We start from the raw sequence: 24,261 nt of genomic DNA, 5'->3' as shown, positions 1-24,261 counted from the left end.
ACCGGCGCCAACCTGACCGCCGTGTTCGTCGCGATGTCGCTGTTCTCGATGTTCTTCTTCGTGTCGCTCTACATGCAGCAGGTGCTGGGCTACTCGGCGCTCAAGGCCGGGCTGGCGTACCTGCCACTGGCCGGCGGCATCATCGTCTCGGCGGGATTCGCGTCCGTCCTCACGACCCGCATCGGCTTCAAGCCCGTCCTCGCGGGCGGCATGATGCTGGTGGCCGGCGGGCTGTTCTGGTTCTCGCGGGTCTCCCCCGACGGCACGTTCTTCGGCGACCTGCTGTTCCCGTCGCTCCTGGCCGCACTCGGTCTGGGCTTCGCGTTCGTGCCGCTGACGATCGCGTCGGTGTCGGGCGTCGAGCCCGATGACGCCGGTCTCGCGTCGGGCCTGATCAACACGTCCCAGCAGGTCGGTGGCGCACTCGGGCTCGCGATCCTCGTCGCGGTCGCCAACAGCCGCTTCGGCGATGTCACCGGCACGCCGCCGGAGCGACTCACCGAGAGCTTCCAGTCGGCGTTCCTGGTCGGCACGGGACTCGCGATCACCGGCGCGGTGCTGAGCCTCGTCCTGATCAGCTCCCGCGACTCCAAGGACCATCGCGATGCCGCGCAGGCCGGAGAGCTGCAGCCGGTCGCGGTCTGACACCGGGCGTGCCGGTCGGCCTTCGGGTTGACCGGCACGCGCCGCGGTGCGTCAATGCAGCATGGGCTTCGACGCCACCCGCAACGCGTACGACCGCTACATGGGCCGCTACTCCGACCAGCTGGCGATCACGTTCCTGTCCTTCACCGGCGGCGAACCCGGCCAACGGGCGCTGGACGTCGGCTGCGGGCCGGGTGCGCTCACGCAGGTCCTCGCGACCGGGCTCGGCGCCTCGCACGTCGCCGCAGCAGACCCGTCGGAGTCATTCGTCGCGGCGTGCTCCGAGCGTGTGCCGGGCGCGGACGTACGCCGGGCGGCGGCCGCGGACCTGCCGTGGGACGACGCGACGTTCGACCTCGTCGTCTCGCAGCTCGTGCTCAACTTCCTGCCCGATCCCGAGGCGGGCGTCGCCGAGATGCGACGCGTCGCCCGGCCCGGCGGCACGATCGCGGCCTGCACGTGGGACTACGCCGACGGCATGACGATGCTCCGCACGTTCTGGGACGCCGCCCGCGACATCGACCCGGATGCGCCCGACGAGGCCCGCACGATGCGGTTCACGACCGAGCGCGAGCTCGCGACGCTGTGGGAGGGCGCGGGACTGACGGACGTACGGACCAGATCACTCGAGGTGAGCACGGAGTACGCCGACTTCGACGACTACTGGCTGCCGTTCACGCTCGGCGTCGGACCCGGCGGAGCGTATGCCGCATCGCTCGACCCCGGCGCGCTCGAGCGGCTGCGCGACGGCTGCTTCCGACGCCTCGGCGGTCCCGAGGGCGCGTTCACCCTCTCGGCCCGGGCCGTCGCCGTGAGTGGCCGGCGTCCGGGTTAGTCGACGATTCGCCGGACGATCTCGCCGATGAGCTGCTCCGAGAGCAGCACGTGATCTGCGGCGGGACCGAGCGGGATGAAGCTGTCGGCGCTGGTCACCCGCACGATGCGACCCGTGTGCCCGCCGTCGACGAGCGCCGTGACGACCGACTCCGAGACCCCACCGCTCTGCCTCGTCTCGTCGACCACGACGATGCGGTCGAAGCCGGCGGCCATGCGCAGCAGCTCCTCGTGCGGCAGCGGTGAGAGCCACTGCAGGTCCACCACGGTGCAGCCGATGCCGCTCGAGGCGAGACCCGCCGCGGCGCGCAGGCTCATGCGTACGCCGTTGCCGAACGTCACGAGCAGGACGTCGCGCCCCTCGCCGTACGTGCGCACGCGACCGAGCTCTGCCGAGGACTCAGCGGGCCACGCGCCCGGCGGGACGTACGTGCCGGTCCAGCTGCCGTCGCCGTCCTGCAGGTCGCGCTGGTGATAGAGCGCGATCGGCTCGAGGTAGACACAGACCCGGCCCTCCCCCGCCAGCGCCAGGCACTCGCGCAGCAGCTGAGGTGCGCTCGCGGGATGGCTCGGCACCGCCAGCACAAGTCCGGGTATGTCGCGGAGCACCGCGACCGAGTTGTCGTTGTGGAAATGGCCGCCGAAGCCCTTCTGATAGGCCAGTCCGGCGACCCGCACGACCATGCCGTTCTGGTACTGCCCGCCGGAGAAGAAGCGCAGCGTCGCAGCCTCGCCGCGCAGCTGGTCCTCGGCGTTGTGCAGGTAGGCGAGGTACTGGATCTCCGGGATCGGCAGGAAGCCGGCCAGCGCCGTGCCGAGCGCCGTGCCGAGGATCGTCTGCTCGTCGAGCAGCGTGTCGAACACCCGGGTGGCGCCGAACGCCTTGCGCAGTCCGCGGGTCACTCCGTAGACCCCGCCCTTGCGACCGACGTCCTCACCGAAGACCAGGGCCTCGGGGTGTGCGGCGAGTGCATCCTTGAGCGCGGCGTTGACGCTCTGCGCGAGGGTCAGCGGCCCTTCGTCCTCCGGCAGCCTGCCACCGAACGCAGCCTGCCGCTGCTCGGGAGTCGCCAACACGTCGCGGCGCCGGGCACGTGCCGTGATCGGCTCGGCGATGACGTTGACGTCGTCGAGTCGCTGAGCTCCGGCCAGCGCCTTGGCCCGCTGCATCACCGTGGCGCGCGCGTCCTCGTACCTCGCGAGAACCTGCTCCGGGGTCAGCACGCCGGCGTCGATCAGCACGCCGGCGGTGGCGAGCACCGGATCACGGGCGTAGTCGTCCTCGATCTCGCGCTGGGAGCGGTAGGCGATCTCGGCGTCCGACCCGGCGTGCCCCATGAAGCGGACCGTGCGCAGGTGCAGGATCGCCGGCCGCCGCTCGGACCGCACCCGATCGGCCAGATGGGCCGCCGCCGCGAGCAGCTCGACCGGTCGCGTTCCGTCGACCGCGGCGTACTCGATGCTCGGCCACGCCTTGAGCGAACGCTCGACCCAGCCGGTCGGGGACTTGGTGCTGATGCCGATGCCGTTGTCCTCACAGACGTACAGGATCGGCAGCGGTGCGCCCTGGTACGCGCAGTAGGCCGAGGCGTTGAGCGCCCCGACCGCGGTGGAGTGGTTGGCCGACGCGTCGCCGAAGCTGCACACGACGACCGAGTCGAGCGGCCACGGCGGCACGACCTCGGAGCGCGGAGCCCGCCCGAGGGCGAAGGCCAGCCCGAATGCTCTGGGCAGGTGCGAGCCGATCGTCGAGGTCTGCGGGATGACGTTGAGGCCGCGGTGACCGAAGACCTTGTGACGGCCACCGGAGATCGGGTCGCTCGTCGACGCGATCGCGCCGTTCAGCACGTCGTCGATCGCGGTCGACCCGGCCACTTGCGCCGCCCGGGCCGCATAGAACCCGCCGGAGCGGTAGTGCAGGAGTGCAGGATCAGTGGGCCGCAGCGCCATCGCCACGGCGGCATTGCTCTCATGGCCCGCCGAGCCGATCGTGTAGAACGCCTCGCCCTGGGTCTGCAGCCAGCGGATCGCCAGGTCGAGGTGACGGCTCTGCAGCTGCGCGTCGAAATAGGCCAGCAGGCTCTCGGGATCCGGCACGGACGTGCGGACATCGGGCCGTGCGGGCCATTCACGCAACCGCCGGACGACATGATCGTCGATCGTCTCGGGCATGCTTCAACGTATCGCGAGGTCGGGTCGTCTCGACGTGCACCTGACCTGCGTCGACGCGTACGACTAGAAGTCGGGCCAGCTCGCGAGCACCACGAGCACGACGCCGGCGATCACGGCCCCGATGATGAGCACCAGCGGGACGGTCCAGAGCGCCATTCGCGCCATCAGCTTCGCAGTCTCCTTGGCCATGCGCGGAGCCTACCCAGCGGCGCCATCCGTTTGCGGTTGCCGTCCTCAGGCGTCACGATCGGGGGTATGAGCGAGCCCTGGCATCCCAGCCTCCGGTCGTGGGTGATCGGCGCCGTGTTGTCGCTCGGGGCCTTCGCCGCCTTCGCCATGGTGGAGGGTCTGGCGTCCGGGTTCCAGCTCCTCGCGCTCATCCTGCTGGTCGATGCCCTCGTGCTGGCGACCTTCACGTTCATCCACCGGGTCAAGTGATCGGACCCGCGGCTCTTCCCACGGCGACGAACTGGGCGCATGATCAAACACGGGAGGGTTGACGACCAGGAGATCCTCATGTCCGCATCCGCACAGAACATCGACTCACCGCACGAGACCCGTCCGTTCAAGGCCCACGGGCACATGGACGTCGTCACCTTGGATGACTTCACGCTCGGCCGTGGCGTCTTCGAGCCCGGCTGGCGCTGGTCCGAGGACGTCAAGCCGATCGCCGGCACCGAGTCCTGCCAGGTCCGGCACACCGGCTTCTGCCTGTCCGGACAGATGACGGTGCGATCCGACGACGGGACCGAGGCCACCGTGGGTCCCGGCGATGTCGTGCTGATCGAGCCGGGTCATGACGCGTGGACGGTCGGCGACGAGCCCTGCGTGCTCCTCGACACCGGCGTCGCGGCGTACGCGGTACCGGCCTGAACCGGCCGAGTCCGCCCACAGCGAACACGGCGCTCGGGGCGGAATGACGCCCGCTCCCCAACAGTTGAGTCAGTCAGACTCAACTCTGAGGAGAGACCCGTGAACGAGCGAAGCGAGCGAACCAACAACACCATCATGCCGGCGCATCCGTACCGTGCCTTTTCAACGGATGTGGCGGCATGACTACACTCCAGAAGTTCCCCGTGCTGGCACTCGAGGACGTTGTCGTCCTGCCCGGCATGGTCGTCCCGATCGAGCTCGACGACGCCGCCCGCGCTGCCGTCGATGCCGCCCGAACCAGCAATGACGACCGCCTGCTGGTCGCCCCCCGGCTCGAGGACCGCTACGCGACGCACGGCGTGATCGCGACGATCCAGCAGGTCGGCCGCCTGCCCGGCGGCGGCCCCGGCGCCGTGATCCAGGCCGAGCAGCGCGCCCACATCCAAGGTGGCGTGACCGGCCCCGGCGCGGCGCTCTGGGTCGAGGCCGAGCTGATCGAGGACGAGCCCGTCACCGATCACGTGCGCGAGCTGGCCGGCGACTACAAGGGCCTGCTCGTGACGATCCTGCAGAAGCGCAACGCCTGGCAGGTCATCGACTCCGTGCAGCGCCTGACCGACCCCAGCGCGCTCGCGGACACCGCGGGCTACGCGTCATACCTCGAGCCGGAGCAGAAGCGGGAGCTCCTCGAGACCCCCGAGGTCGAGCTGCGCCTCAACCTGCTGATCGAGTGGGCACGTTCGTACATCGCCGAGAGCGAGGTCAACGAGAAGATCTCCGAGTCGGTCCAGGAGAGCATCGACAAGAACCAGCGCGAGTTCGTCCTGCGCCAGCAGCTCGCCGCGATCCGCAAGGAGCTCGGCGACGACGAGCCCGAGGGCACGCAGGACTACCGCGCCCGCGTCGAGGAGGCGGACCTCCCGGAGGACGTGCGCAAGGCCGCCCTGCGCGAGGTCGGCAAGCTCGAGCGCGGCAGCGACCAGAACCCCGAGTCGGGCTACATCCGCACGTGGCTCGACACCGTCCTGGAGCTGCCCTGGGGCGTCAAGACCGACGACAACGCGGACATCAAGGCCGCCCGTGAGGTGCTCGACGCCGATCACCACGGCCTCGACGACGTCAAGGACCGCATCGTGGAGTACCTCGCCGTACGCGCGCGCCGCAGCGAGCGTGGCCTCGAGGTCGTCGGCGGCCGCGGCTCGGGTGCCGTCATGGCACTCGTCGGCCCTCCCGGTGTCGGCAAGACGTCACTCGGCGAGAGCGTCGCGCGGGCGCTCGGCCGCAACTTCGTCCGTGTCGCCCTGGGCGGCGTGCGCGACGAGGCCGAGATCCGTGGCCACCGTCGTACGTACGTCGGCGCGCTGCCCGGCCGCCTGGTCCGCGCGATCGGCGAGGCCGGCTCGATGAACCCGGTCGTCCTGCTCGACGAGATCGACAAGGTCGGCGCCGACTACCGCGGCGACCCCGCGGCGGCCCTGCTCGAGGTGCTCGACCCGGCGCAGAACCACACGTTCCGCGACCACTACCTCGACCTCGACCTGGACCTGTCGGACGTGCTGTTCCTGGCGACCGCCAACGTCGTCGAGTCGATCCCGCAGGCGCTGCTCGACCGCATGGAGCTCGTGCAGCTCGACGGCTACACCGAGGACGACAAGGTCGCGATCGCGCGTACGTACCTTGCGCCGCGTCAGCTCGAGCGCGCCGCGCTCACGACCGACGAGGTCGAGATCACGGACGAGGCGCTGCGCGAGATCGCGGCGTCGTACACCCGCGAGGCCGGCGTACGCCAGATGGAGCGGCTGCTCGCCAAGGTGTTCCGCAAGGTCACGACCAAGCTGACCGATCCCGAGGTCGCCAAGCCTGTCGTCGTCGACGAGAAGACCCTCGTCGACTACGTCGGCCGGCCGCGGTTCACCCCTGAGTCGGAGGAGCGCACGGCCGTGCCGGGCGTCTCGACCGGTCTCGCGGTGACCGGGCTGGGCGGCGACGTGCTGTTCATCGAGGCCAGCGCGTACGACGGCGACCGCAGCCTCGCGATCACCGGCCAGCTGGGCGACGTCATGAAGGAGTCGGCGCAGATCGCGCTGTCGTACGTACGTTCGCACGCCGGCACGATCGGCATCGACCCCGCGACGCTCGAGCGGGCGATCCACCTGCACGTGCCGGCCGGCGCGGTGCCCAAGGACGGCCCGTCCGCCGGCGTCACGATGGTCACGGCGCTGACGTCGCTGGCCCTCGGCCGCAAGGTCCGGGCCGACGTCGGCATGACCGGCGAGGTCACCCTCAACGGTCGCGTGCTCCCGATCGGCGGGGTCAAGCAGAAGCTCATGGCCGCCCAGCGGGCCGGCCTCAAGACCGTGTTCATCCCGGCGCGCAACGAGGTCGACCTGGTCGACGTCCCCGAGGACGTCCTGGCCGAGCTCGACGTACGCCCGGTGGCCGACGTCGCCGAGATCCTGGCGCTGGCGCTCGAGCCGGTCGCCGAGGTCGGGGCCACGGTCGCCGCATAGGTCGTCGCGACCCACTGCTCCTTGGGCTTGTCGAAAGGACGTCCTTCGACAAGCCCAAGGAGCGACATGGCGCGTCTTGCCGCAGCGCAAGTCCTGCCACGGCCTACCGTGAGACCGTGGTCGTCCGCCAGAGTCGTCGCGCCCGTGCGGCCCGACGACGCACGGGCCGAGTAGCCCGTGCCGACAACGACCTCACACCGATCCAGTGGATCGCCATCCGCGAGGCATGGGCGTGCTGCGCCTACTGCGGTGCCACCGATCGCTCGCTGCAACGCGACTGCGTCCTGCCGATCTCCCGCGGCGGTCGCTACACCCTCGACAACGTCGTTCCGGCGTGCGGCTCGTGCAACGCGAGCAAGAACAACGACGAGGTCACGAGCTGGCTCCGGCGCAAGAAGCTCGACGAGAGCGCGTTCCTGCTGCGCCACCGCGAGGTCGTCCTCCTGCTCACATCGAGCCCCTGACTAGCTTCCACCTGCAGAAACGACATCGCGTTTCGGTGCCCCCAACGGCAAATTCTTTTCCCCTGCATGGGTACGGTGTGAGGTAAGGCACACAAAGGCAGGTGGCGATGACGGCGTCGAAGTCGACCGAAGAGCTCACGCGCGTCGTCATACGATTCGCCGGCGACTCCGGGGACGGCATGCAGCTGACCGGTGACCGCTTCACACAGGAGACCGCCGACTTCGGCAACGACCTGTCGACGCTGCCCAACTTCCCCGCGGAGATCCGCGCACCTGCCGGCACGCTGCCCGGCGTCTCGTCGTTCCAGATCCACTTCGCCGACTACGACATCCTCACGCCCGGCGACCACCCGGACGTGCTCGTCGCGATGAACCCGGCAGCGCTCAAGGCCAACATCGACGACCTGCAGGCCGGCGGCATCGCCATCGTCGACGCGCACGAGTTCACCGCCCGCAACCTCAAGCGGGTCGGCTACGACTCCAACCCGCTCGAGGACGGATCGCTGAGCAACTACCGGCTGCACGCGATCGACCTGACGGGGTTGACCGTCGGCGCGGTCGAGGAGTTCGGCCTCTCCCGCAAGGACGCCTCTCGGGCCAAGAACATGTTCGCGCTCGGGCTCGTCAGCTGGATGTTCGGCCGGCCGATCGACGGCAGCATCACGTTCCTCGGCAAGAAGTTCGCCGGATCGCCGGCGATCCGCGACGCCAACATCGCGGCCCTGCGCACGGGCTACAACTTCGGCGAGACGACCGAGTCGTTCGCGGTCTCCTACGTCGTCAAGCCGGCCGTGATCCCGTCCGGCCGCTACCGCAACGTCACCGGCAACACCGCGCTGTCGTACGGCATCGTCGCCGCCGGCCAGCTGTCCGGCCTGCAGGTGTTCCTCGGTGCCTACCCCATCACCCCGGCCTCCGACATCCTGCACGAGCTGTCGAAGCACAAGGCGTTCGGCGTGACGACGTTCCAGGCCGAGGACGAGATCGCCGGCATCGGAGCGGCGCTCGGCGCGAGCTTCGGCGGTGCGCTCGGGGTCACCACGACGTCCGGGCCGGGCCTCTCGCTCAAGGGCGAGACACTCGGCCTGGCGGTCATGCTCGAGATCCCGCTCATCGTCGTCGACGTGCAGCGCGGCGGCCCGTCGACCGGGCTGCCGACCAAGACCGAGCAGTCCGACCTGCTCCAGGCCGTCAACGGCCGCAACGGCGAGGCGCCGCTGCCGGTCGTCGCGGCGCAGTCACCATCCGACTGCTTCGACGCGGCCCTCGAGGCGGCCCGGATCGCGGTGACCTACCGGACCCCGGTGATCCTGCTCTCCGACGGCTACCTCGCCAACGGCTCCGAGCCGTGGAGCCTGCCCGACGTCGAGACGTTGCCGCGGATCGACCCGGCCTTCGCCACGGTCGACCCCGACGCGGCGTTCCTCCCCTACTCGCGGGATCCGCAGACCCTCGCGCGCCCGTGGGCGCCACCCGGCGTCGCGGGACTCGAGCACCGCGTCGGCGGGCTCGAGAAGGCTGACGGCACCGGCGACATCTCGTACGACCCGGCCAATCACGACCTCATGGTCCGCCTGCGGCAGGCCAAGATCGACGGCATCGCCGCCACGATCCCCGAGGTCGAGGTCGATGACCCCGACGGCCGCGCCAAGATCCTCGTGATCGGCTGGGGATCGACCTACGGCCCGATCGGCGCCGGCTGCCGGCGGGCCCGCGTCGCCGGGCACCGCATCGCCCAGGCCCACCTGCGACACCTCAACCCGTTCCCGGCCAACCTCGGCGAGGTCCTTGCGGCATACGAGCGGGTCATCGTGCCGGAGATGAACCTCGGCCAGCTGCGCAGCCTCCTGCGCGCCAAGTACCTCGTCGACGCCGAGGGCTACAACGCCGTGCGCGGCATGCCGTTCGGTGCGGCCGAGCTCGGCAAGCACTTCATCGAGCTGTGCATCAAGGAGGGCGAATGAGCACTGTCGATCTTGGGATGCCCTTGGGCCACGGGCTCGAGGGCGTACCCACCGCCGCCGAGCCACAGACCCGCAAGGACTTCGCGTCCGACCAGGAGGTCCGGTGGTGTCCCGGGTGCGGCGACTACGCGGTCCTCGCCGCCGTCCAGGGCTTCATGCCCGAGCTCGGGCTGCGCCGCGAGAACATCGTCTTCATCTCCGGCATCGGCTGCGCCGCCCGCTTCCCCTACTACCTCGACACGTACGGCATGCACTCGATCCACGGCCGTGCCCCAGCGATCGCGACCGGGCTCGCGACGACGCGCGCCGACCTCAGCGTGTGGGTCGTGACCGGCGACGGCGATGCGCTGTCGATCGGCGGCAACCACCTGATCCACGCGCTGCGGCGCAACGTCAACATGACGATCCTGCTGTTCAACAACCGCATCTACGGCCTGACCAAGGGCCAGTACTCCCCCACGTCAGAGCCCGGCAAGGTCACCAAGTCGACCCCCTACGGATCGATCGACGCACCGCTCAACCCGCTGTCACTCGCGCTCGGCGCCGAGGCGACGTTCGTGGCCCGCACGATCGACTCCGACCGCAAGCACCTCACGACGGTCCTGTCGGCGGCGGCGCGACACCGGGGCACCTCGCTGGTCGAGATCTACCAGAACTGCCCGATCTTCAACGACGGGGCGTTCGACGCGGTCAAGGACCCCGCGACCCGTGACGAGGCGATCATCCCGCTGGTGCACGGCGAGCCGATCCGCTTCGGCGCCGACGGTCATCTGGGCGTGGTCCGCGCGGCCGGTGGCGGGGTCGAGATCGTCGAGGTCGACGACTCCAATGCGGCCGACGTGCTGGTTCACGACGCCCACGAGCCCGATGCCACCACGGCGTTCGCGCTCTCCCGCATCACCGACAGCGGCGTCGTCCACCGTGCTCCGATCGGCATCTTCCGCCAGGTCGAGCGCCCGACGTACGACGACCTCAGCCGCGAGCAGGCCACGCTGGCCGGCGACACGCCCTCGCTGCAGGACCTGCTCGACGGCCAGGACGCCTGGACCGTGGCTTGACTCTCGCCGTACGCCCCTTCGGTCGCTGGCGCTCCCTCCCGCGACTTCGTCGCTAGGGGCCGAACTCAGAGAGCGGCGTACTGCGGCTTGATGATGTCGTTGATGATCGCGAGGCGCTGGTCGAACGGCAGGAAGGCGCTCTTCATCGCGTTGATCGTGAACCAGCGCAGGTCGGCGATGTCGTAGCCGAAGGCGTCGACCAGCAGCTGGAACTCGCGGCTCATCGACGTCCCGCTCATGAGCCGGTTGTCGCAGTTGACCGTGACGCGGAAGCCGAGGTCCTTGAGCTTGCCGATCGGGTGGTCCGCGATCGAGCGCATGTTGGGCACCGCGTTGGTCTGCAGGTTGGACGACGGGCACATCTCGAGCGGGATGCGCCGATCACGGATGTAGGCAGCGAGCCGGCCGAGCACCGGTCCACCCGGGGCGTCGAAGTCGATGTCGTCGACGATGCGTACGCCGTGACCGAGCCGCTCGGCACCACACCGCTGGATGGCCTGCCAGATCGACGGCAGGCCGAACGCCTCGCCGGCATGGATCGTGAAGTGGGCGTTCTCGCGACGGAGGTACTCGAAGGCCTCGAGGTGCAGGATCGGCGGGTAGCCGTCCTCGGCACCCGCGATGTCGAAGCCGGCGACGCCGCGATCGCGGTAGTCGACGACCACCTCCGCGATCTCCAGGCCGCGCTTGGCGTGTCGCATCGCCGTGAGCAGCTGGCCCACGACGATCGGGTGGCCCAGCCCGGCGGCCTCCTCCCGGCCCTTGGTGATGCCTTCCTGCACGGCCTCGACGGTCTCGGCCAGCGACAGACCGGCAGACAGGTGCTGCTCGGGCGCCCAGCGGAGCTCGGCGTAGACGCAGCCGTCCGCCGCCAGGTCGACGACCGCCTCGCGGGCGACCCTGGCGAGGTCCTCCGGCCGCTGCATCACCGCGACGGTGTGCACGAAGGTCTCGAGGTAACGCTCGAGCGAGCCGGAGCTCGACGCCTCCTCGAACCAGACGCCGAGCGACTCCGCGTCGTCTGCGGGGAGGTCGTGGCCGATCTCGTCGGCGATCTCGACGATCGTGGCGGGGCGGACACCCCCGTCGAGATGCTCGTGGAGGGCGACCTTGGGGGCCTTGGCGATCTGTTCGGGCGTGGCGCTCACCGTGGTCATCGTGTCAGGACCCCATCAGGAGGACGACGGTCTCCGCCACGCAGGCCGGCTTGTCCTGGCCCTTGATCTCGACCGTGTGCTGCAACGTCGCGCGCTGGCCCTTCTCGATCTCCTCGACCTCGAGGAGCTCGACCCGGTTGCGCACCTTGGAGCCGACGAGGACCGGCGACACGAAGCGGACCTTGTTGAGGCCGTAGTTGACCCGCGCGACGTCGCCGGCGAACGCGTAGACCTGGGCGCCCAGGAACGGCAGCATCGACAGTGTCAGATAGCCATGGGCCACGGTGGCGCCGAACGGCCCGTCAGCGGCGCGCTCAGGGTCGACGTGGATCCACTGGCGGTCGCCCGTCGCGTCGGCGAACAGGTCGATCCGCTCCTGCGTGATGGCCACCCACTCGCTGACACCGAGCTCTTCTCCGGCGGCCGCCGCGATCTCTTTGCTGTTGTTCAAGATGCGCATGCTCCCCAACCTAACGAATGCGGTGGATCACGACGGACGGCGCGTCAGCGGGGCCCGTTCCGATGTCGTACCCCCCGTCGAGCGCCGCAACCGCACGCTCGAATCGCTCAGGGGTGTCGGTCTGCAGGGTCAGCAGGGGCTGACCTGCGGTGACGTCGTCACCGGGCTTGGCGTGCATCAGAACGCCTGCTGCCGCCTGCACCTGCTCACCAGGGCGGGACCGGCCCGCGCCGAGCCGCCAGGCCGCCACGCCCACGCTCAGGGCGTCGAGACGGGTCAGCGTGCCGGATGCGGGCGCGGTGATGACGTGGGTCTCCCTGGGCGTGGGCAGCGCGGCGTCGGGGTCGCCGCCCTGTGCGGAGATCATCCGCTTCCACACGTCCATCGCGGCGCCGGAGGCGAGTACGTCTGCGGGGTCGACGTCGTCCTTGCCCGCTGCGGCCAGCATCTCGCGGGCCAGCTCGACGGTCAGCTCGACGACATCGGCGGGACCCCCGCCGGCGAGCACCTCGACCGACTCCGCGACCTCGCAGGCGTTGCCGGCGGTCAGCCCCAGCGGCGTGGACATGTCGGTGAGCAGCGCGACGGTCGTGACACCCGCGTCATTCCCAAGGTCAACCATGATCTGTGCCAATTCCTGAGCCTGATCTCTGCCTTTCATGAACGCCCCGGAGCCGACCTTGACGTCGAGCACCAGCGCGCCGGTGCCTTCAGCGATCTTCTTGCTCATGATGGAGCTGGCGATCAGCGGGATCGCCTCAACGGTGCCGGTCACGTCCCGCAGGGCGTACAGCTTCTTGTCGGCCGGGGCCAGGCCGGGACCGGCGGCGCAGATCACCGCCCCGACGTCCTCGAGCTGCGCCATCATCTCGTCGTTGGACAGGGCGGCCCGCCAGCCGGGAATCGCCTCGAGCTTGTCGAGCGTGCCGCCGGTGTGGCCCAGGCCGCGTCCGGAGAGCTGCGGCACCGCAACACCGCAGGCGGCGACCAGGGGCGCGAGCGGCAGGGTGATCTTGTCACCGACCCCACCGGTCGAGTGCTTGTCGGCGGTCTTCCACGACAGCGACGAGAAGTCCATGCGCTCGCCGCTGTCGATCATCGCGCCGGTCCAGCGGCTGATCTCGCGGCGATTCATGCCATTGAGCAGGATCGCCATCGCGAGGGCCGACATCTGCTCATCGGCCACGACACCCCGGGTGTACGCGTCGACGACCCAGTCGATCTGCGCGTCGTCGAGCTCGTGCTTGTCACGCTTGGCCGCGATCACCTCGACGGCATCGAATGGTTCGGTCATGGGTGTCCTCCGCTTACGACGTCGATGCGCTCGAAACCACGCAGCACCCAGGTCGGGCGGCGTGGCGCCTCCCCCGCCAGCGCGAGGTCGGGGAAGCGGTCGAGCAGTGCCTTGAGGCTGATCTGCAGCTCGAGCCGCGCGAGCGGCGCGCCGAGGCAGAAGTGCAGTCCCATGCCGAAGCCGACATGGGGATTGGGGTCGCGGCCCACGTCGAACGTGTCCGCGTCAGGGAACGCATCGGCGTCGCGGTTGGCCGAACCCATCAGGCAGGCGATCTTCTGGCCGGCCTTGATCGTCTCGCCGCACACCTTGACGTCCTTGGTGGCCGTACGCTCGAACAGCTGCAGCGGCGCGTCGAACCGGATGAGCTCCTCGAGGGCGATGTCGATCGGCACCTCACCGGACGTGACCCGGGCCAGCTGGTCGCGATGGCTCAGCAGGGCGTGGATGCCGTTGCCGAACACGTTGACCGACGCCTCGTGCCCGGCGTTGAGCAGCAGGACGACCGACGCGACGAGCTCGTCGTCGGTCAGCTTGGACCCGCGGCCACGCTCCGTGATGAGGTCGCTGATCAGGTCCTCACCCAGGTTGGACCGCCGATCGGCGACCACCGCGCGTACGTACTCGGAGAACTCCGTGCTGGCCTCGATCGCCTTGGCCCGCGTCTCGGCGCTGACATGGGGCTCGTACATGTGCACGATGGCCTGCGACCAGGACCGCAGGCGGGCGTGGTCGTCGCGGGACACCCCCAGCAGGTCGGCGATGACGTAGACCGGCATCGGCTCGGCGTACTGACTGAGGATGTCTACCGTCTGAGGTGATCGCCCATGGTCGCCAGGCTCGAACAACCCATCCACCATCTCCGTGGCCAGGTCTTGGATTCGAGACCTCATGCGTTCGACATGGCCCCGCCCGAAGGCGCCGGCGACGAGCCTGCGCAGACGCGTGTGCGCGGGCGGCTCGTTCTCCATCATCTGGTTGCGGTGGAGCGCGTTGAACGGCTCCATCTCCGCTGCCGGCTCCCAGTCGGTCCAGATCCGGCCGAACGCCCGGTTGCGCAGGACCTGGCTGACGGACTCGTGCGTCGTGGCGAGCCACATGCCCATCGGCTCGTGCCACAGCACGGGGCCGGTGGCCCGCAACGCCGCGAGGACCGGGTAGGGGTCGTGCAGGAAGTCGGGATTGCCGGGGTCGAGCTGGACCGCGTAACGCGTCAACTCTGGTCCAGGTCGTCAGGGCCGAAGGCGTCGGGGAGCACCTCGGTCATGGTCTTGACCCCGCTCGGCGTCATGAGCTGCATGTCGGGCCCGCCGTTCTCCCACAGGAGCTGGCGGCACCGTCCGCACGGCATCAACGGGGCGCCCTTGCCGTCGACGCAGGCCACCGCGATCAGGCGTCCCCCGCCGGTCGCATGCAGCGCCGACACCATGCCGCACTCGGCACACAGCGCGACGCCGTACGCGGCGTTCTCGACGTTGCAGCCCAGCACGACACGTCCGTCGTCGACGAGTCCCGCGACGCCGACCTTGAAGTTGGAGTATGGCGCGTAGGCGCGACCCATCACCTCGGTCGCGTACTTCGCGAGCGACTCCCAGTCGATCGGGTCGTCTGGTCCGGAGATTCCGAGTGCCATTTAGCCTGCACTGCCCTTTCGGTATGGCTTGCCGTCGGCTGCCGGCATTCGCAGACGTTGGGACGCCAGCGCGAGCACCAGCAGCGTGGTGACGTAAGGCGTCATGCCGGTGAGGTCCTCGGGGATCGAGTCGCTGAAGAAGTACCAGAGGCCGATCACCACGCCGATCGCCCCGGTCACCGGTCCGGCGACCCGACGGCCCTTGCGCAGCTGCCAGATCGCCATCAGGATCAACCCGACGGCGACGAGGAGCAGCAGACCGTGGATCGTCTCGCCGCCGCCGCGCAGGCGCAACGTGTCGGTGTAGCCGAACAGGCCGGCGCCGGCGAGCAGCCCGCCGGGACGCCAGTTGCCGAAGATCATCGCGGCGAGGCCGATGTAGCCACGACCACCGGTCTGGCCGTCACGGAACGTGCTCGACGCGACCAGCGCGAGGAATCCGCCCGCGAGCCCGGCGAACCCGCCGGAGATCACGACCGCGGTGAACTTGTAGCGGATGACGTTGACACCGAGTGACTCGGCGGCCGCCGGGCTTTCGCCGCATGACCGCAGGCGGAGTCCGAAGGACGTACGCCACAGGCTCCACCAGGTCAGGACGAACAGCAGCAGGCACAGGATGGTCAGGACTGACAGGTTGGTGACCAGCGCGCGTGCGATGGCGGCCAGGTCGGAGACGACGAACCAGTGCTTCTGCTCCAGGTCACTGAGCGGGTCCGACAGGAACCCAAGCGTGAAGGACGGCAGGCTCTTGATCGTCGGCGACTGGGTCTGGCCGCCGCCGGGCTCCCCCGTGAAGGCCAGCGCCGCGAGGTACTGCACCGCGCCGAGCGAGATGATGTTGATCGCGACACCGGAGACGATGTGGTCGACGCCGAAGGTCACGGTTGCCACGGCGTGGATCAGTCCACCGATGGCGCCCAGCGCGATCGCGCCGAGGACACCGACCCACGGGTCCACGAAGTAGCCGAAGAATCCGGCCCCGAACGTGCCGAGGATCATCATGCCCTCGAGCCCGATGTTGACGATGCCGGCTCGCTCGGCCCACAGGCCACCCAGGCCGGCCAGCCCGATCGGGATCGCCGCAACGAGCGTCGCCCGCAAGGTGCCGGACGAGTCGAGGTCGTCGGCCCCGGTGACGATGCGCAGGGCGGAGAACAGCACCAGCCCGACGGCCAGCCAGATCATGATCCAGCCGTAGCTCAGCTTCTTGGCGGCAGCCGGGACGGCCGCCACGGCATCTGTCACGACGCTCATGCCGGCACCTCCAAGAAAAGCCCACGATACGCAGGTGCCGGCATGATCCCTGTCCAATCATTCACTCGCTGGCGCTCGCTCATGCCTTCGCCCCCTTCAGCGTGGTCTCGTCACCCAGGGCGCTCGCCACCCGGTGTTGCTCGAGGCGCAGGCCGTAGCGGCGCACCACCTCGTACGCGATGACGACCGTGAGGACGATCGTGCCCTGCGTGATCTTGACGATGTCAGGCGAGACGTCGAGCAGGATCTGCAGCGGGTTGGACTGCTCGTCGAGGAAGGCGAACAGCAGCGCGCCCAGGGCGATGCCGACCGGGTGGTTGCGGCCGAGCAACGCGATCGCGATGCCCGCGAAGCCGAGGCCCGACTGGAAGGTCGAGCCGTAGGCGTAGTCGTTGCCGAACAGCAGTGGCATGCCGACGAGGCCCGCAGCGCCGCCCGAGAGCAGCATCGAGATGACCACCATCTTCTTGACGTTGATGCCGCTCGCCACTGCCGCGGTCTCGGAGGAGCCGGTGGCACGGAGGTCGAAGCCGAATGTGGTCTTGTTGATGACGAACCAGTAGGTGAACCCGACGGCCACCGCAAGGAACACCAGGCCGTACACCGTCGCCGGAACCGAGTCGAACAGCTTGAAACCGCCGACGCGGCTCCCCTCGGGCACTTCCTTGGTCGCGGTGATGTTGCTGCCGGTGTCCTTCACGGCGGCCTTGCGCAGCAGATAGGCCACGAGAGCCGTCGCGATGGCGTTGAGCATGATCGTCGAGATGACCTCGCTGACGCCGCGAGTCACCCGGAGCAGGCCGGCGATGCCGGCCCAGGCCGCGCCGACCAGCACGGCGGCGAGCATCGCGAGCGCCGTGTTGAAGTAGCCCGGCAGCCAGCCCTCACCCGCGACGACGGCAGCGGCGAAGGCCGCCACCCGGTACTGTCCGTCGACCCCGATGTTGAACAGGTTCATCCGGAAGCCGATCGCGACCGCGACCGCCGACAGGTAGTAGACCGTCGCGGAGTTGATGATGTTGACGTAGCCGCGGTCGCTCGGCAGGCTCAGGATCTGCCCCCACACGCCGCCCACGTCGTCGCCGGCGAGGATGAGCACAAGGCTCGTGATGAGGAACGCGGCGACGAGCGCCAGGACCGGCGCCCCGATGGCCAGCAGGATCTTGGTCTTCTGGGCACTCTTCATCATGCCTCTGCTCCTGTCATGGCCGATCCGAGCATCGTCGGCGTCACGGTCGCGGGATCGAAGGTCTCGCCCAGGCGTCCACGCAGGATGACCCGGATCGAGTCGGACAGGCCGATCAGCTCGTCGAGGTCGGCCGAGATCAACAGCACCGCGAGGCCTTCGCGTCGGGCGCGCTTGATGTGGTTCCAGATCGCGGCCTGGGCGCCGACGTCGACACCACGGGTCGGGTGTGAGGCGATGAGCAGGATCGGGTCGCCGGCCATCTCGCGGCCGACGATGAGCTTCTGCTGGTTGCCGCCGGACAACGCGCGGGCCAGGGTGTCGATGCCGGGCGACCGCACGTCGTACTCCTCGACGATCCGCTGGGTGTCCTTGCGGGCTCCGCTGCGATCGATCAGCGGGCCGTTGATGTTGGGCTTGCGGGTCTGGTGGCCCAGCATCCGGTTCTCCCACAGCGGGGCGTCCAGCAGCAGGCCGTGGCGCTGGCGGTCCTCGGGGATGTAGCCGATCCCGGCCTCGCGCCGGTCCCGCGTCGAGCGCCCAGCGAGATCCTGGTCGCCCAGCCTGATCGATCCGGAGGCGCCGGGGCGCATGCCCATGATGGCCTCGACGAGCTCGGCCTGGCCGTTGCCCTCGACTCCGGCAATGCCCAGGATCTCGCCGGAATGGATGACCAGGTCGATGTCATGGAGCAGGTCGCGGCCGCCGGCGGGCGACGGCAGGGTCAGGTCACGGACCTCGAGGATGACGCGATCGGTCACGGTCGAGGTCTCGGTGCTCGGGTCGGGCAGCTCCGAGCCCACCATCATCTCGGCGAGCTGCTTTGAGCTGACCGAGGACGCGGCGACGGTGTCGACCGTCGCGCCGCGGCGGATCACGGTGACCTCGTCGGCGACCGAGAGGACCTCGTCGAGCTTGTGGGAGATGAAGATGACCGCCAGACCTTCGGCCTTGAGCCCGCGCAGGTTGCCGAACAGCTCGTCGACCTCCTGCGGGACGAGCACGGCGGTCGGCTCGTCGAGGATCACGATCGAGGCGCCCCGGTAGAGCACCTTGAGGATCTCGACCCGCTGACGGGCACCGACACCGAGCTCCTCGACGAGGCGATCCGGCTCGATGCCCAGCCCGTACGCATCGGAGATCTCGGTGATCTTGGCGCGGGCCGCATCGCCGATGCCGTGCAGCTTCTCGGCGCCGAGCACGACGTTCTCGAGGACGCTGAGGTTGTCGGCGAGCATGAAGTGCTGGAACACCATGCCCACACCCACGGCGATGGCATCAGCCGGCGAGGACAACGACACCTGCTGGCCGTTGACCTCGATCGTGCCGGAATCGGGCTTCTGGACCCCGTAGAGGATCTTCATCAGCGTCGACTTGCCCGCGCCGTTCTCACCGACGATCGCGTGGACCGTGCCGCGCTTGATGTCGATGTTGACGTCGTGGTTGGCGACGACGCCCGGGAACCTCTTGCCGATGTCGCGAAGCCGGACGACGACGTCCTGACTCGTGCTGGTCGTGTTCACTGTGCCCCTTCAGCTAAGCCGTTCAGACGGGACGACGGCGGCCCGAGCCCCACGCTACAGCGGGGGCCCGGGCCACGTCTTCCTCGTGACTACTCGGTCGGGACCGTGATGGTTCCGTCGATGATCTGCTGCTTGTACTCGTCGAGCTTTTCCTTGATGTCGTCGACCTGGCCACCCGTGGTGGAGTATCCGACGCCATCGACCTTGAGGTCGTAGACCGTCGGTCCGGTCGGCACATCACCCTTCTCGACGGCCTCGAGGAAGGCGAACACCGCGACGTCGATGTTCTTGAGCATCGAGGTCATGATGACGTCCTTGACCGACGCGTCGGCCGTGAGGGCCTGGTCGGAGTCGACGCCGATGGCCTTCTTCTTGGCCGCGGCAGCTGCCTCGAAGACACCACCACCGGAACCACCGGCAGCCTGGTAGACGACGTCTGCTCCGGCGTCGAACATGCCCTCGGCCGCCGTCTTGCCCTTGGCCGGGTCACCGAAGCCGCTGAAGTCCGGCGGCTGCGTGAGGTAGCGGGCCTGGATCTTGATGTCCGGGTTGACCGCCTTGGCGCCAGCCTCGTAGCCGGCCTCGAACTTCTTGATCAGCGGAACCTCGACACCACCGACGAAGCCGATGTTGCCCGTCTCGCTCTTGAGCGCTGCGGCAGCGCCGACCAGGAACGAGCCCTGCTCCTCGGCGAACAGCAGGTTGGCGATGTTGTCGCCCTCGACGCCGTCGTCGACGATCGCGAAGTTGACGTCCGGGTTGGCCTTGGCGACCTTGGCGACGGAGGGAGAGTAAGCGAAGCCGACCGCGATGACGGGGTTGAACCCGGCGTCGACGAGCTGCTGCAGGCGGCCTTCACGGGCCGACTCGGGCTCGCCGTCCTGCGCCTCGGCGGTCTTGACGGTCATACCGAGCTCGCACTCGGCCTTGTCGAGGCCCTTGGCTGCCGAGTCGTTGAACGACTGGTCGCCGCGTCCGCCGACGTCGAACGCCATACCGACCTTCTTGTCGGTCTTCTCGACGCAGTCGCCCTTGGCGCCGTCGTCGGCCTTGGAGTCATCATCCTTGCCACAGCCCGCTGCAGCGAGCACCAGTACGGCCACACCCGCAACAGCGGTGGCCTTCGTCAATCGACGCAAAATTCCTCCTCGATACGGAGCCGGGTGCCCGGCACGTTCTCAGACCCTAGTTGTCCCACAGGGCCTTCGGCAGGTTGTCGAGCACTTTGGGTGCAGTCGTAACCGTTTTGTATCTTGTGGCGCGCGTGTGCCGAATCTGGGGAGTCACGTCACCACGCTTCGCAGGCGGACGCCTCGGCGTGGCTGGGCTCGTCAACTCACGGCGGCGCAGGCCAGGACCTTCGCGCCGACGGCGATGGCTCGCTCGTCGATCCGCAGGTTGCCCTGGTGCAGGTCGTACGTCGGACCGTCGGGCGTGCGCGTGCCGAGCCGGCCCATCGCACCGGGCACCGCCTCGACGTACCACGCGAAGTCCTCGCCGCCGAGGCTCTGAGCCGTCGACGCGACACCGCTCGGGCCGATCGCGTCGGTGACCGCGCGACGCATCGTCTCGGTCGCGGCGAAGTCGTTGACGACCGGCGGCACGCCACGCGTGTAGGTGACGTCTGCGCTGACCCCGAAGGGTTCGATGATGTCACTGATCAGGCCGCGTACGAGGTGCTCGGCCTGGTGCCAGGCGGCGGCGTCGAGCATGCGGAGCGTGCCGCTGAGCTCGCCCGTCGACGGGATGACGTTGGCCGCATTGCCGGAGTGGATCTGGCCCCACACCATGCTGGCACCGGCCCGCGGATCGAAGCGGCGCGAGAGCACCGCGGGCAGCTGGGTCAGGAGGCTGCCCAGGGCGTACGTGAGGTCCTCGGTCAGGTGCGGGCGGGACGTGTGGCCGCCGCGGCCGCTGAGCTGCACGTGGATGTGGTCCGAGGCCCCGGTGATCGGACCCTCGCGCAGACCGACGTGGCCGACGTCGAGGGACGGGTCGCAGTGCAGCGCGAAGATGCGGGAGACGCCACGCAGGGCACCGCCGGCCAACAGCTTGACCGCGCCGCCTGGCATGACCTCCTCCGCGGGCTGGAAGATCAGGCGCACGCGCACCGGGAGCTTCTCGTCGGCATCGGCCTGCGCCAGCGCGACGGACGCGCCGAGGAGTGCCGCGACGTGCACGTCGTGGCCGCAGGAGTGCGAGACGCCGGGGACGCTCGACTTCCACGGGTCCTGCGAGGTGTCGACGACAGGCAGGCCGTCGAGGTCGGCGCGCAGCGCCACGATGGGCCCGCCGTCGGGCCCGATCTCGGCGATCAGGCCCGTGCCCTCGAGGCGTTCGTAGGAGATGCCGCTCTTGTCCATCCAGGTCGCGACCACGTCGGTCGTACGCTCCTCGTGCCACGAGAGCTCGGGGTAGGCGTGCAGCTCACGGCGGACCTCGATGAGGTCGGGCGTGACCACATCGATGGATCGGGTGAGGGCGTCGGACAAGGACATCGCCTCAGGATATCGCTGATTCTCGGTGCCCCAGGAAATCGTGTCCGGCGTGGACATCTCATTCGGGCCGAGCGCTGGGCCGTGCGGCGCTAGGGTGCCGGGATGGATGACGGTTTTCCGGACGACTCGACGTTCGACGCGATCTTCTCGATTTTCCCGATCCTCTTCGTGATCGTGCTCGTGGGCGGCATTGCCGTGACCCTCATGAACTGGAAGAAGGCCTCTGATGCCGGGGTCAATCCCCTGACGATGGAGACCGAGGCAATGACGACCCTGATCAAGAGCAAGGCTCTCGCGTCGGAGACGTCGATCGAGGAGCGCCTCGCGGAGCTGGACGCGCTGCACGCCAAGGGCACGATCAGCGCTGCGGAGCTCTCGGCGGCTCGCGCCGAGGTGCTCAAGAACCTGTAGTGGCCAGCCAGCGTCGCTCAGCCACGGCGCCGGCCAGCTCCGAGACGCACCGCGAGCAGCCCGGTGACCACGAGGTCGAACAGCGCGAATGCGCGTACGCCGGCGAGACGAGTCATGGCCGACACCCTAGGGTGCCGAGATGGTCCTGACCGGACGTCGTCGGGACCAGCGCATGTCGCGGGCGACGGACTGCAGCTCGGGCCGGCGGATGTCCTGCTTGTGCAGGTACCACGCGAGGACCGCGAGGATTCCGACGCCGGCAAGTGCGCCCGTCGACACCAGCGCGATGCGCGCGCCGTGCTCCTGGCCGATCCATCCCACGATCGGAGCCGCGAACGGCACGCTGCCGATGAACACCATGATGTAGAGCGCCGCGACCCGGCCCCGCATCTCCGGCGTCGTCGTCAGCTGGATCAATGCGTTCGCCGTTGTCGCCATCGTCAGGATGCTCAAGCCGATGAGGGGCAGGATCAATGCGTACGTGAGGAACGTCGGCATGAGCCCCGAGGCGATCTGGAGCACAGCGAAGGCAAGTCCCGAGAGCACGACGAACCGCAGGCGCGGCGCGGCCCGGCGGGCCGCCAGCAGAGAACCCGCCAACGAGCCGATGGCGAGCGTGGACCCCAGGACACCGAACTCTCCGGCACCTCGACCGAACTCATCGGTCGCCATCAGGGCGCTCGTGATCTGGAAGTTCATCCCGAACCCGCCGAGGAAGAACACGCACGACAGGACGAGGACCAGGTCCGGACGCGATCGGACGTACCGGACGCCGTCCATGACGGCGCCGCGCCGGCGCGCGATGACCTCAGTGGGTCTCAGCTGCTGGGGGTCGAGCAGCTGCAGCGCGACGAAGGCCGCGGCATAGCTCGCGGCGTTGATCAAGATGACCCAGCCCGTCCCCACGACACCCGCGCCGAGTGCCGCGATCATCAGTCCAGCGAGGCCGGGACCGATCAGGCGGCCGGAGTTGAAGGACGCGGAGTTGAGCGCGACGGCGTTGCCGAGGTCGCCCCGGCCGACCATCTCGGACACGAAGGACTGGCGTGCGGGCGCCTCCAGCGCACGCCCGATGCCGAACACGAACGCCAGGACGTACACCTGCCACGTCTGCACCAGGCCGGTGACCGCCAGCACGCCGAGGACGGCTGCGGGGACGGCCATCGCGACCTGCATGACTCGCAGCACGGTGCGCTTGGGGAACTGGTCGGCAAGCACGCCACCAAGGGGTGACAGCAGCAGGGTCGGGAGCAGCTGCAGCGCCACGGTGATGCCGAGCGCCGTGCCGCTGCCCGTCAGCTCGAGGACGAGCCACGCCTGAGCGGTGTTCTGCATCCACGTGCCGATGTTGGAGACCAGCGACCCGATCGCGTAGACCCGGTAGTTGCGCAGCCGCAGCGAGCTGAACGTGGGGCTCAAGATGCCGCCAACCGTTCCAGCAGTGCGGTCGCCTCCCTCAACGTCTTGCGCTCTGCGGTCGTGAACTCGGCGAGGCGTTGCGCGAGCCACTCGTCGCGGCGATCGCGCTCCTCGGCGAGCACGGCGTCACCCTTGTCGGAAACCGAGATGAGCACCTGGCGGCCGTCGTCGGGGTGCGGCTCGCGGATCGCGAGGCCCTCGTCAACGAGGCACGTGAGGGTACGGGTGATGGAGGGCGGCTGGACCCTCTCGTAGGCGGCGATCGCGCTGGGCGTCGAGGGCCCGAGCTTGAGGATCGAGCCGAGGACGGAGAGCTGCGTCGGCGTCAGGTCCGTCTGGCGCTCCTGGCGGAGGCGACGGTTGAGACGGGCCACCGATCGGGCGAGCTGTTGTGAGTCGGTGGGCATATCCTTAGCATACCTCATTACCTATGCTAATCAAATGCTGAGCGGCGCTAGTCGTGGATCAGGCGACGCGGACCCGGGCCTTCCTGGGCGTACTTGTCGTCGGGGTTGATGAGCTGGCACTCCTTGAGCGACAGGCAACCGCAGCCGACGCATTTCGTGAGCCGGGCACGTATGCGCTGCAAGATGGCGATGCGGTCCTCGAGCTGGTCGTCCCAGCACTTCGTCGCCCGCTCCCACATGTCCTCGCCCGGCGCCTCGTCGTCGCCCAGGTGTGACAAGACCGCGCCGACCTCGTCGAGGCCGATCCCGGCCGCCTGCGAGGCGCGGATGAACGCCACCCGCCGCAGCATCGCGCGGTGGTAGCGGCGCTGGTTGCCAGTCGTCCGCCTGCTGTGGATCAGACCCAGCTTGTCGTAGAACCTCAGCGCCGACGTCTGGACGCCCGCGCGCTCGGCCAGCTCCCCGATCGTGAGCTCGTACGGCGTGGTCTCGGACACGT

24 protein-coding genes are annotated in these 24,261 nt (G+C 69.1%); 9 read left to right on the top strand and 15 right to left on the bottom strand.

The features are described 5' to 3' along the window. Together V6M46_RS08760 and V6M46_RS08755 are read left to right on the top strand one after the other, a co-directional pair. A partial coding sequence (locus V6M46_RS08760; RefSeq protein WP_332663833.1) for an MFS transporter occupies nucleotides 1–645 on the top strand: 645 nt, incomplete at its 5' end. A gap of 61 nt (nucleotides 646–706) precedes the next feature. Next, on the top strand, nucleotides 707–1,480 hold the full coding sequence (locus V6M46_RS08755; RefSeq protein ID WP_332663831.1) for a class I SAM-dependent methyltransferase: 774 nt from the start codon (nucleotides 707–709) through the stop codon (nucleotides 1,478–1,480). On the opposite strand, the gene V6M46_RS08750 is transcribed toward V6M46_RS08755, so the two are convergent. Both V6M46_RS08750 and V6M46_RS08745 read right to left on the bottom strand, forming a co-directional pair. Then, nucleotides 1,477–3,651 (bottom strand): thiamine pyrophosphate-dependent enzyme, encoded by a 2,175-nt coding sequence (locus V6M46_RS08750; protein WP_332663830.1) that lies wholly within the window; start codon nucleotides 3,649–3,651, stop codon nucleotides 1,477–1,479. The two genes, V6M46_RS08755 and V6M46_RS08750, sit on opposite strands and share 4 nt — an antisense overlap. A gap of 63 nt (nucleotides 3,652–3,714) precedes the next feature. Further along, nucleotides 3,715–3,840, bottom strand: a complete 126-nt coding sequence (locus V6M46_RS08745; RefSeq protein WP_332663828.1) for a hypothetical protein — start codon at nucleotides 3,838–3,840, stop codon at nucleotides 3,715–3,717. A 66-nt stretch (nucleotides 3,841–3,906) separates the two neighbouring features. Here V6M46_RS08745 and V6M46_RS08740 point away from each other — a divergent pair, with 66 nt between their 5' ends. From V6M46_RS08740 to V6M46_RS08715, 6 genes are all read left to right on the top strand, one after another. Then, the gene (locus tag V6M46_RS08740; RefSeq protein WP_332663827.1) at nucleotides 3,907–4,089 is read left to right on the top strand and encodes a hypothetical protein; all 183 of its coding nucleotides are present in this window, start codon (nucleotides 3,907–3,909) and stop codon (nucleotides 4,087–4,089) included. A 78-nt stretch (nucleotides 4,090–4,167) separates the two neighbouring features. Next, nucleotides 4,168–4,524, top strand: coding sequence for a cupin domain-containing protein (locus tag V6M46_RS08735; protein ID WP_332663825.1), 357 nt, complete (start codon nucleotides 4,168–4,170; stop codon nucleotides 4,522–4,524). A gap of 179 nt (nucleotides 4,525–4,703) precedes the next feature. Then, entirely contained in the window at nucleotides 4,704–7,034 is a 2,331-nt protein-coding gene (lon, locus tag V6M46_RS08730; RefSeq protein ID WP_332663824.1) for an endopeptidase La, read from the top strand. A 116-nt stretch (nucleotides 7,035–7,150) separates the two neighbouring features. Beyond that, a complete protein-coding gene (locus tag V6M46_RS08725; protein ID WP_332663822.1) occupies nucleotides 7,151–7,498 on the top strand; it encodes an HNH endonuclease in 348 nt (115 codons plus the stop codon). Between the two features lie 107 nt (nucleotides 7,499–7,605). Continuing rightward, nucleotides 7,606–9,462 (top strand): 2-oxoacid:acceptor oxidoreductase subunit alpha, encoded by a 1,857-nt coding sequence (locus V6M46_RS08720; RefSeq protein WP_332663821.1) that lies wholly within the window; start codon nucleotides 7,606–7,608, stop codon nucleotides 9,460–9,462. Continuing rightward, the gene (locus V6M46_RS08715; protein WP_332663819.1) at nucleotides 9,459–10,520 is read left to right on the top strand and encodes a 2-oxoacid:ferredoxin oxidoreductase subunit beta; all 1,062 of its coding nucleotides are present in this window, start codon (nucleotides 9,459–9,461) and stop codon (nucleotides 10,518–10,520) included. Before V6M46_RS08720 ends, V6M46_RS08715 begins: the two co-directional genes overlap by 4 nt. A gap of 65 nt (nucleotides 10,521–10,585) precedes the next feature. Here the strand turns inward: V6M46_RS08715 and V6M46_RS08710 are convergent, their stop codons facing one another. From V6M46_RS08710 to V6M46_RS08665, 10 genes are all read right to left on the bottom strand, one after another. Next, nucleotides 10,586–11,677 (bottom strand): adenosine deaminase, encoded by a 1,092-nt coding sequence (locus tag V6M46_RS08710; protein ID WP_332663817.1) that lies wholly within the window; start codon nucleotides 11,675–11,677, stop codon nucleotides 10,586–10,588. 4 nt (nucleotides 11,678–11,681) lie between these two features. Further along, the gene (locus V6M46_RS08705; RefSeq protein ID WP_332663816.1) at nucleotides 11,682–12,137 is read right to left on the bottom strand and encodes a MaoC family dehydratase; all 456 of its coding nucleotides are present in this window, start codon (nucleotides 12,135–12,137) and stop codon (nucleotides 11,682–11,684) included. Nucleotides 12,138–12,147: 10 nt separating this feature from the next. Continuing rightward, nucleotides 12,148–13,431 (bottom strand): thymidine phosphorylase, encoded by a 1,284-nt coding sequence (locus V6M46_RS08700; RefSeq protein WP_332663815.1) that lies wholly within the window; start codon nucleotides 13,429–13,431, stop codon nucleotides 12,148–12,150. Continuing rightward, nucleotides 13,428–14,648: a cytochrome P450 gene (locus tag V6M46_RS08695; protein WP_332663813.1), complete on the bottom strand. Its 1,221-nt coding sequence runs from the start codon at nucleotides 14,646–14,648 to the stop codon at nucleotides 13,428–13,430. The genes V6M46_RS08700 and V6M46_RS08695 overlap by 4 nt, the downstream gene beginning before the upstream one ends. Then, a complete protein-coding gene (locus tag V6M46_RS08690) occupies nucleotides 14,645–15,064 on the bottom strand; it encodes a cytidine deaminase (RefSeq protein ID WP_332663811.1) in 420 nt (139 codons plus the stop codon). Before V6M46_RS08690 ends, V6M46_RS08695 begins: the two co-directional genes overlap by 4 nt. Further along, nucleotides 15,065–16,318 carry an ABC transporter permease gene (locus V6M46_RS08685; RefSeq protein WP_332663809.1) on the bottom strand — a complete coding sequence of 418 codons (1,254 nt, stop codon included), beginning with the start codon at nucleotides 16,316–16,318 and terminating at the stop codon, nucleotides 15,065–15,067. 79 nt (nucleotides 16,319–16,397) lie between these two features. After that, on the bottom strand, nucleotides 16,398–17,507 hold the full coding sequence (locus tag V6M46_RS08680; RefSeq protein WP_332663807.1) for an ABC transporter permease: 1,110 nt from the start codon (nucleotides 17,505–17,507) through the stop codon (nucleotides 16,398–16,400). Continuing rightward, entirely contained in the window at nucleotides 17,504–19,027 is a 1,524-nt protein-coding gene (locus tag V6M46_RS08675; protein WP_332663806.1) for an ABC transporter ATP-binding protein, read from the bottom strand. Before V6M46_RS08675 ends, V6M46_RS08680 begins: the two co-directional genes overlap by 4 nt. An 89-nt stretch (nucleotides 19,028–19,116) precedes the next feature. Continuing rightward, complete coding sequence (locus tag V6M46_RS08670; RefSeq protein WP_332663804.1) at nucleotides 19,117–20,157, bottom strand: BMP family lipoprotein; 1,041 nt, start codon at nucleotides 20,155–20,157, stop codon at nucleotides 19,117–19,119. Between the two features lie 201 nt (nucleotides 20,158–20,358). Then, on the bottom strand, nucleotides 20,359–21,525 hold the full coding sequence (locus V6M46_RS08665) for an amidohydrolase (protein WP_332663802.1): 1,167 nt from the start codon (nucleotides 21,523–21,525) through the stop codon (nucleotides 20,359–20,361). 102 nt (nucleotides 21,526–21,627) lie between these two features. On the opposite strand from V6M46_RS08665, the gene V6M46_RS08660 reads away from it, so the two are divergent. Then, complete coding sequence (locus V6M46_RS08660) at nucleotides 21,628–21,936, top strand: hypothetical protein (protein ID WP_332663801.1); 309 nt, start codon at nucleotides 21,628–21,630, stop codon at nucleotides 21,934–21,936. Between the two features lie 126 nt (nucleotides 21,937–22,062). Here the strand turns inward: V6M46_RS08660 and V6M46_RS08655 are convergent, their stop codons facing one another. The 3 genes from V6M46_RS08655 to soxR are packed head-to-tail and all read right to left on the bottom strand — an operon-like array spanning nucleotide 22,063 to nucleotide 24,259. After that, complete coding sequence (locus V6M46_RS08655) at nucleotides 22,063–23,355, bottom strand: MFS transporter (RefSeq protein ID WP_332663800.1); 1,293 nt, start codon at nucleotides 23,353–23,355, stop codon at nucleotides 22,063–22,065. Continuing rightward, nucleotides 23,352–23,762 carry a MarR family winged helix-turn-helix transcriptional regulator gene (locus V6M46_RS08650; protein ID WP_332663799.1) on the bottom strand — a complete coding sequence of 137 codons (411 nt, stop codon included), beginning with the start codon at nucleotides 23,760–23,762 and terminating at the stop codon, nucleotides 23,352–23,354. The genes V6M46_RS08655 and V6M46_RS08650 overlap by 4 nt, the downstream gene beginning before the upstream one ends. A gap of 47 nt (nucleotides 23,763–23,809) precedes the next feature. Continuing rightward, a complete protein-coding gene (soxR, locus tag V6M46_RS08645; protein WP_332663798.1) occupies nucleotides 23,810–24,259 on the bottom strand; it encodes a redox-sensitive transcriptional activator SoxR in 450 nt (149 codons plus the stop codon). Nucleotides 24,260–24,261 lie beyond the last annotated feature (2 nt).

Source organism: Aeromicrobium sp. (assembly GCF_036676885.1).
GTDB lineage: Bacteria > Actinomycetota > Actinomycetes > Propionibacteriales > Nocardioidaceae > Aeromicrobium.
Note: the sequence above shows the minus strand (reverse complement) of the source record. Positions and strands in the feature narration are given on the sequence as shown.